Genomic DNA, 7,668 nt, shown 5'->3' with positions numbered 1-7,668 from the left:
TTTTCCTTGAGTGAACAGACTATTGGATAGACTTCCAAAGAAGATACTACTAGTTATTAATCCGAAATTAATAGCCACTTCATCAAACTGACCTTGAAGCAAAGCCGATAAGGTATCTTTGGTCATAAGTGCTGAGCTTATATAGCGAGAGACTTGTTCTATTTTTTTAAAATGAGCTTTAATTGGTTGTTTCCTGAGTTCTTTAATCCGCTCTTGTTCTGTTTCGGATAATGAACAAATATTTCGCTTTCGGCTATGTGACGGGCAGCTATCGTAGTCGATAAACTGATTACCGAATATTTTTAATCTGAATTCGTAAAAAAGTCTTACAGCTTCTTTTTGATTTGCTTTTTTTTTCGGAATAGTCGAAAAGCGCTTTGCTTTAAGAGCGGGGTCAATTAAATTATTAAAATGTTCTGTAATATACTTAATATTTTCCTTAGGTAGGATTCCTACCCCCATTTTTTTTTCGATATAATTAAGTGTTTCAGACAAGTGAAAGGTTAAGCCAAATTTAATAAAATAAGCTATCGCGTCTCCCAAAAATCGGAGAAATTTTTCTTTTGGGAATTTGAAATAAGCCAAATCAATAAAATAATGGCAATATTTTAAATTCTGAAGTGCCAAGTTATCAAAAAATGCTTTCTCTGGGTGACCGTATAATAAGCAGGGTATTGAGTCTTTATGCTCAGACATATAGAGAAGAAAATGAAGATAGTGAAAAACACTTTCTTCATCTTTTTTGAAAGCAAAATGCCAATACCAAAGTAATTCTTGAGTTTTTTCGACTACTTCTTCAAACTTTGCTTTATTTTGTTCGAGATTAATCCGTATGACCTGTTGAACTAATCGGTGAATCGTATATTTACTTTCCTTTTCTCTGGTATTAATCATGGAATAACTACTCAATAAATGCATAATAGTATCTAAATCATATAAATTTGAACGACGATTGATAGTATTCAAATGGTAAAATTTTTTACTTGCAATATTATCAGGATCTAAATAGGCCATAATATTTAAAATTTCTATCGCATCATCACCAATCGGATCGGTTTTAATTTTACATAATGTAATGAGCCAGGTTGTAAAAACTGTTTCTAGGTAGGGATCGTTAGAATAGTTTACAAAATTAAAATTTAATAATTCTTTAGTTTTTTCTTTATAGAGTTCGATGTAATGATGAAAAGAAAAACTAGTTTCGGTGTTTCTTCTCAGTTTGATATAAGCGAGTGCTTGTTGTAATGCCAAAGGTAAGCCTTGAAGCAATTGATGCAATTCCTTTATTCTTTCATGCGGAATATCCTCTCCTAAATTCAATGATTTCTTGATGAGTTCTTCGGTTTCTTGTTCAGTAAAAATATTAAGTGACAAAGTAGGAGCAACATTTTCCCAATTACGATAACGAGAAGTGATTAACAAAGTCGGTTTATTGCCTAGCATAGATTTAGGTAAATAGGCTTCTATGGCGCGATAATTTTCAACATTGTCAAAAATAAAGAGACTTTTTCTGTCCGAAAAATATTCATAGATTTCTTCTACTATTTCTTCTAGACTCTTTCTTTGGCTATAACAATCTTTGGTTGCAATGTGCAGTCTTGTCGCTAGTTTGTTGAGAGAATACGCTATATTTTCCTTGGTTTCTGCATTAATCCATAAAATATTGTAATCATAGTCACTCGCATAAAGCTCAGCATAGCGTAATGCTAATTGTGTTTTGCCTATTCCTCCTAAACCATTAATTGATAATTGGGAGCCACTTGAGGCTGATGTCGAGTCGCTATTTGATGTACTCAATCTATTTTCAGCTGACGAAATAGATAAAGTAGCCCAATTGGGTACGATGGCGGTTGTTCTCTCTGACATTAGGGTACGATGCAATGTTTTAAGCACCTCTATTCTTCCGCTAAAATTTTCTATTGGTTTTCTTAAATCAAAAAAAATAGGCTTTTTACTAAAAGGTTCTCTATTCAAAATTTGAGGAAGATATCGATTCTTAATTTTATCTAGAATACGTCGTGCTTCCACTTGATTTGTCTCGGCATGTAAAAGATAATAATATCGTCTTGAACGAAATTGAAAAATGTCTTTAGTTTGAAGAAATTGCTGCTCTGTATACGAGGTTTTCAAGTTTTCTTTCAATTCTCCGTTGCCCTTTTTTTCCCATTCAAAAAGACGCCGATAGCCATATGGGCGATCATGTAAATTTTTGAGAGTATAAAATTTATGAGGTTGGCCCTTTTTATCGAGAGCAACTAAGCTTGTTTTTTTATATAAGTTGGCGGTATTAATAGCTTTTCCATTATTATCTTGTACGATGTATCCTGAAATCCGTAATCTGGCTCGTTTAACATTAGGATCAAAAAACTTTTCTGATGGCCCTTGTAACACACTTTTTTCTATTAATTCCTTGGAAATAATCTTATCTAGGTTGGAATATTTCTTTATAGCGTTGAACAGCCGTCCTACGGCATCCTCTGCTAGTTTCTCCATAGCCACTTTATCGCCCGCTTTATCGGTTACTTGCATAAATTGACTTTCAAAGCTGTGAAATATATCCACGGCTGCTTCAGATAAAATAGAGTCTAAATGCTCTGACTTAATTTCAGAAAAAATCTTGGTAATTTTTTGGGCTTTATCTTTAGAGGGGTAAAATTTACCACTAATCATTCTCAACGAAGTCACCAATGAAGGAATTGAACCCATAAGGCTTTGAGAAATACCTATCCCTAATAACGCACCGGTTAACCCTGTTTTTAATTCAGTTTTCAGACTTTCCTCTGTTAAGCTTTCTCCTTTGGCTAATAAATGATAGGCACCAAGTTTTTTTATAAAAGCACTCATAAAGGTTTCGACAAACGTCTCTAATAAAATCGTTACTTTTTCTTTTTCATCTTTAATCATCGCTTTAAATCGTTTAGGATCAGGTTCAGTTTTAGTTGGTAACGCTTCTTGGACGATAAGGCCTTGCGAGAGCAGTGGATGTCGTTCATTCCAAGCTGGATCAGCACGGAGTTTTTCAGCAAAATATTCCCTTCTCGTATTAAAATATTCTTTACTGCGTGATCGTTTCAATTTATTAATTATCCAGAGTATGGATTGATTCTGATCAATCATCTGATTCAGGTCAGCCGCATTTTCGAGCGCCCATAAACCGCAATTGGAGTCATCTTTTTGTTGAATAAAACCAGGGCTTAAACTTAACGAGGATATTTGGAAGGCATTTAAAAGTAGTTGATAGTACTCAGGCGGGATAGGATTATCTTTTGAATCGGTATAATAGCCCACATATTGATTATTTTTATAAGCAATAACTAACGTCACCCAATGTAAATTCGCTAAGTTAATAATTAAAGTAAGTCGAGCGGAAGCTAATTTACTGGCTCGTATTTTAAGCTGAAATAGCTCTAAGGTAATATATAGCTGTGGCATAGAACCTAATACTTCAAATGTAGCATCGCTCTCTCTATGATAATTGTTATACTCTAAGCGAGCGATCTCAGCGATATCCTCTTGACTTAACCAATAGCTATACTGGTTTTTTACTGTTGCTTCCACAAGCGTTTCGTCATTATTGATTCGTTTAACACGCGTGCTTAAAATAGCGTAGTTTGAATTATTTTCTTCATAAGAGAGTAAAGATTCTCTAATAACTCGATAAAGTATCTTGTCACTTGAAGAGTCTAATACATTTTGAACATAAGTTTTTGGATTTTCATTTTTTTTCTCCATTATTATTTTTCCTTTTATTTTATGCGTACATTTTTATGCGTTTTTTTTAGTTCATTGATTTCTTAATTTAAATCGCATATGACGGATACCGATTTACTCGTATTCGATAGAGGTTCAGCTGTTCATCTTATTAGTTTTGATTAAGTATTAAGTATTTAATATCATTTTTTTTATTCTTCTGTTAGTTATACTGTATCAGCTTTTATTTTTTATTTGAATAAGTGTTATTACCCTTAAATAGGTTTAATAACGTAAGAAAAAGATTAAAAAATTTTCTATTTTTAATTATATATAAAATAGCATTATATTTAGTTGGCAAGATAGAGTATTTGAGCAATAATTAAAGATATAAAATAATTTCTTAAATTAATTTGAATAAAAAAATTTATTTGTTATTTAATAAAATATTAGAGATAATATTTATTCTGCACATAGATTTTAGAAAAATTAGGAATGTAAAAAAATTAACAAGGAGTTTGGAAAATGTTACAAAAGAATAAATATCCCATTCAACAGAGTAAAATTAACCTAGTTCGTTTTCGTAGCCGACAATGTAATTCGCAATTAATAAATAGAAATCTAGTGATCAATAATATATTTAGAGCGGTAAGACACGGTTGTTTAGGTACGGTAAAGTTTTTTGTGGAAGCAGGTGCTAGAATAAATAGTAAAAATTTAGATGGAAGTACACCATTACATCTTGCCGCGCAATACGGTTATCTCAATATAGTAAAATATTTACTAAAAAGTGGTTCACATTTAGAAGTAAAGGACAGAATTATAGGCAATACACCATTACACCTGGCCACTCTATACGGTCATTTAGATATCGTTAAATATTTATTTGAGAGTGGATCGGATTTAAATATCATTAATAAACGAGGTGATACACTGTTGAGTTATGCGGCTCAATATAGGCATTTAGCGATAGTAAAATATCTGATAGAAAATGGAGCAAACTTAGAAGAAGAATATAGTAATGGTATTACGCCTTTGCACTATGCTGCTCAAGAAAATAATTTAGCGATAGCAGAATATTTAATCAAAAAAGGCATGGATGTTAACAAAATAACTAATGCAGGGAACACGGCATTGTATTATGCTATTCGAAATGGTCATTTAGATATGGTTCGGTATTTAGTTGATAAAGGAGCTAATGTAGAATCAATGGATAAACAACATAATAGCCCACTCTATTATGCTACATTATTTGGTTATACAGAGATTGTTAATTATTTACTGAGTAAAAAAGTAAATCCAGAAAATAAAACGAATATAAATATGCCTCCTTTATATATTGCGACCTTAAGAGGAGATTTAGAACTTGTTAAGAATTTTGTTGAAAGCGGTGCTAATTTAGAGATTAGAGATAGTGCTAATAATACGCCATTACATTCTGCTATTAGCAATGGCTATCCTGAATTAGTGAAGTATTTGATTGAAAAAAATGTAAACTTAGAAGCAAAAAATAATGAGGGTAATACCCCTTTACATATTGCCGTTTTAATGGATGATTTAGAATTAGTTAATTATTTACTCGAAGCAAATGCTAATTGGAGAGCCGTTAATAATAAAAATAAGACACCACTACAGATAATTATCTTGAATAATAATATAGCTTTAATGGAATATTTAGTAGAAAAAATAGCGGTTAATTCGGAAATAAAAAATAATATATACCAGCAGGTATTCTATTATGCAGCAATGAGTGGAGAAATAAAAATAGTAAAATTTCTCGCAGAAAAAGGGCTAAATTTAGAAATAAGAGATGAGGTGGGTATTACTCCCTTGCATGTAGCATCTAGTAATGGCCATTTAGAAATTGTTAAATATCTCATAGAAGAAAAAAAAGCTAATTTAGAGCCAAGGAATGAGTGGAATAAAACTCCTCTCCATGAGGCTTCCAAAAGCGGATCTTTAAAAATAGTTAAATATTTTACAAAGAAAAATGCAAAGTTGGAAATAAAAGATAAACAAGGTAGCACTCCTCTTCATGAGGCTTCCAAAAATAATCACTTACAGATAGTGAAGTTTCTTGTAGAAAATGGAGTTAATTTAGAAGTACAAGATGAACAAGGGCGTACTCCTTTGCATTATGCTGCAAAAAATGGTCATTTAGAGATAGTTCAATATCTTATAGAAAAGAAAGCTAATTTAGAAATAAAGGACGAGTCGAATAGGACTGCTCTTCACGAAGCTTCAAAAAGCTGCTATTTAGAAATAGTCAAGCATCTTATCGAGAAAGGTGCTGATATTGAGGCAAAAGATCATTCAGGTAATACGCCTTTACATTTAGCAGTTTCAAGGAATAATTTAAAGATAGTCGAATATCTAATAGAGTGCGGTGCTATCTTAAATGCAAGGGATAATAACGGGAGTACGCCATTACATATTGCCGCCTTATATGATTACGTAAAGCTGACAAAGTATTTAATCGAGCAAGGAGCCGATATAAAAGCTAAAAATAATCAGAATGAAACCATTTTACAGGAAGCTGAAAACAGCGGTAGTTTTTTGACTATTAGGTATTTAATTAAGGAAAAAAATCTAACTATAAGCAGTATATTTGATGCGATAAAAAAAAGTCAGTTGAGTTTAGTTAGATTCCATGTAGAAGAAGAAAATATCGATCTAGAGATTAAAGATTTATACGGGCGTACACCATTACTTTTTTCTATTTGGTTTGGTTATACAGAGATAGTGAAATATTTAGTGAAAAAAGGTGCTGATTTAAAAAGTACAGATAATCAAGGTAATACACCCTTACATCTGGTAGGTATAGTAGGTTATATCAATTTGATGCAAATTTTACTCGATCATAGTGCCAATGTTGAGGCAAAAAATAACGAAGGGAATACCCCGTTGCATGTTGCGGTTTTAAACTATCATTTAGAAGTTATTCGTTACTTGGTTGGGCATAGTACGGTAAATCTAAATACACCAGGTAATAGCGGAAATACAGCACTGCACTTCGCTATGACCATTCGTGATTCCAATTTATCATTAGAAATAGTGAAATATTTGTTGGAACAAAAGGCGGATATAGAAATAAAAAATAATGAAGGGAATACTCCGTTACATGTGGCTGTTTTAAACCATCGTTTAGAAGTGATTCATTATCTAGTTGAACAGAGCACGGTGAATCTAAATACACCAGGTAATAGGGGAAATACAGCACTGCACTTCGCTATGACCATTCGCGATGCCAAGTTTTCGTTAGAAATAGTGAAATATTTGTTGGAAAAAAAGGCTATTTTAAAAGTAAAAAATAGAGATGGGCATACTCCAATAAACCTGGCAATCATAAATCGCCATTATGAGATAATACAATATCTAAGAAAAAAAAATTATAAACGTAACAAATCGCTAGAAGTTGTTCAGATAGATCCTAACCCTTTAGCAAAAGATTTAGAGTCAAAAACAAAAATATCTCGACAGCATCATGTAGAGGTTAAATTAGAAAATGAGTTGCCTTCAAAACATCGTACAGTAAATATCAACTCTGCAGAGGGGTTTAATTTACTTGGATTTTTCAAGCCAATTTCTTGTCCGCATAATAATTTGAATGATCAAAAGTTTAAGGTTGATTATTTACATATGAATAATACGTTGTATTTAGTTGATATGCTGGTAAGAAAAAAAACAGGTAAAAAACACAACTTTTTTCAAGATAATTATCTCTCTGATTTAGAAGTACAAGCCTACGCATTAAATATCATAACTGAATTTGAGAAAGATTTAAAAGAGTCAGAAATTAATGCTGACTTTAATGAAGTTGCTTTGCTAGCGAAATTGGTAGGTAAAATAAAAAGTGGACAGCTCTGTGAAATCTCAAAAATTTTATTATCAACGATACAGGAAGCCAATTTTCCGATATTGAAACAAGTTAACCAAAAAAAATAAAAAAACAATGGATGCTGAAAATCACATTGATTT

At 32.0% G+C, this 7,668-nt stretch carries 2 protein-coding genes; one reads left to right on the top strand and one right to left on the bottom strand.

What is annotated here, in order from left to right; genetic code table 11:
• A partial coding sequence (locus A1D18_RS00585) for a DUF7779 domain-containing protein (RefSeq protein ID WP_216095003.1) occupies positions 1-3,732 on the bottom strand: 3,732 nt, incomplete at its 3' end.
• Positions 3,733-4,215: 483 nt separating this feature from the next.
• On the opposite strand from A1D18_RS00585, the gene A1D18_RS00580 reads away from it, so the two are divergent.
• The gene (locus tag A1D18_RS00580; protein ID WP_071661883.1) at positions 4,216-7,635 is read left to right on the top strand and encodes an ankyrin repeat domain-containing protein; all 3,420 of its coding nucleotides are present in this window, start codon (positions 4,216-4,218) and stop codon (positions 7,633-7,635) included.
• The last annotated feature ends 33 nt before the right edge of the window (positions 7,636-7,668 follow it).

This window comes from Candidatus Rickettsiella isopodorum, from assembly GCF_001881495.1.
Taxonomy (GTDB): Bacteria; Pseudomonadota; Gammaproteobacteria; order Diplorickettsiales; family Diplorickettsiaceae; genus Aquirickettsiella; species Aquirickettsiella isopodorum.
The sequence above is the reverse complement of the archived record's forward strand: the minus strand, read 5'-3'. Positions and strand labels throughout refer to the sequence as shown.

Coding starts and splice junctions, on each gene's coding strand:
- A1D18_RS00580 (WP_071661883.1), top strand. CDS start 4,216: ATGTTACAAAAGAATAAATATCCCATTCAACAGAGTAAAATTAACCTA.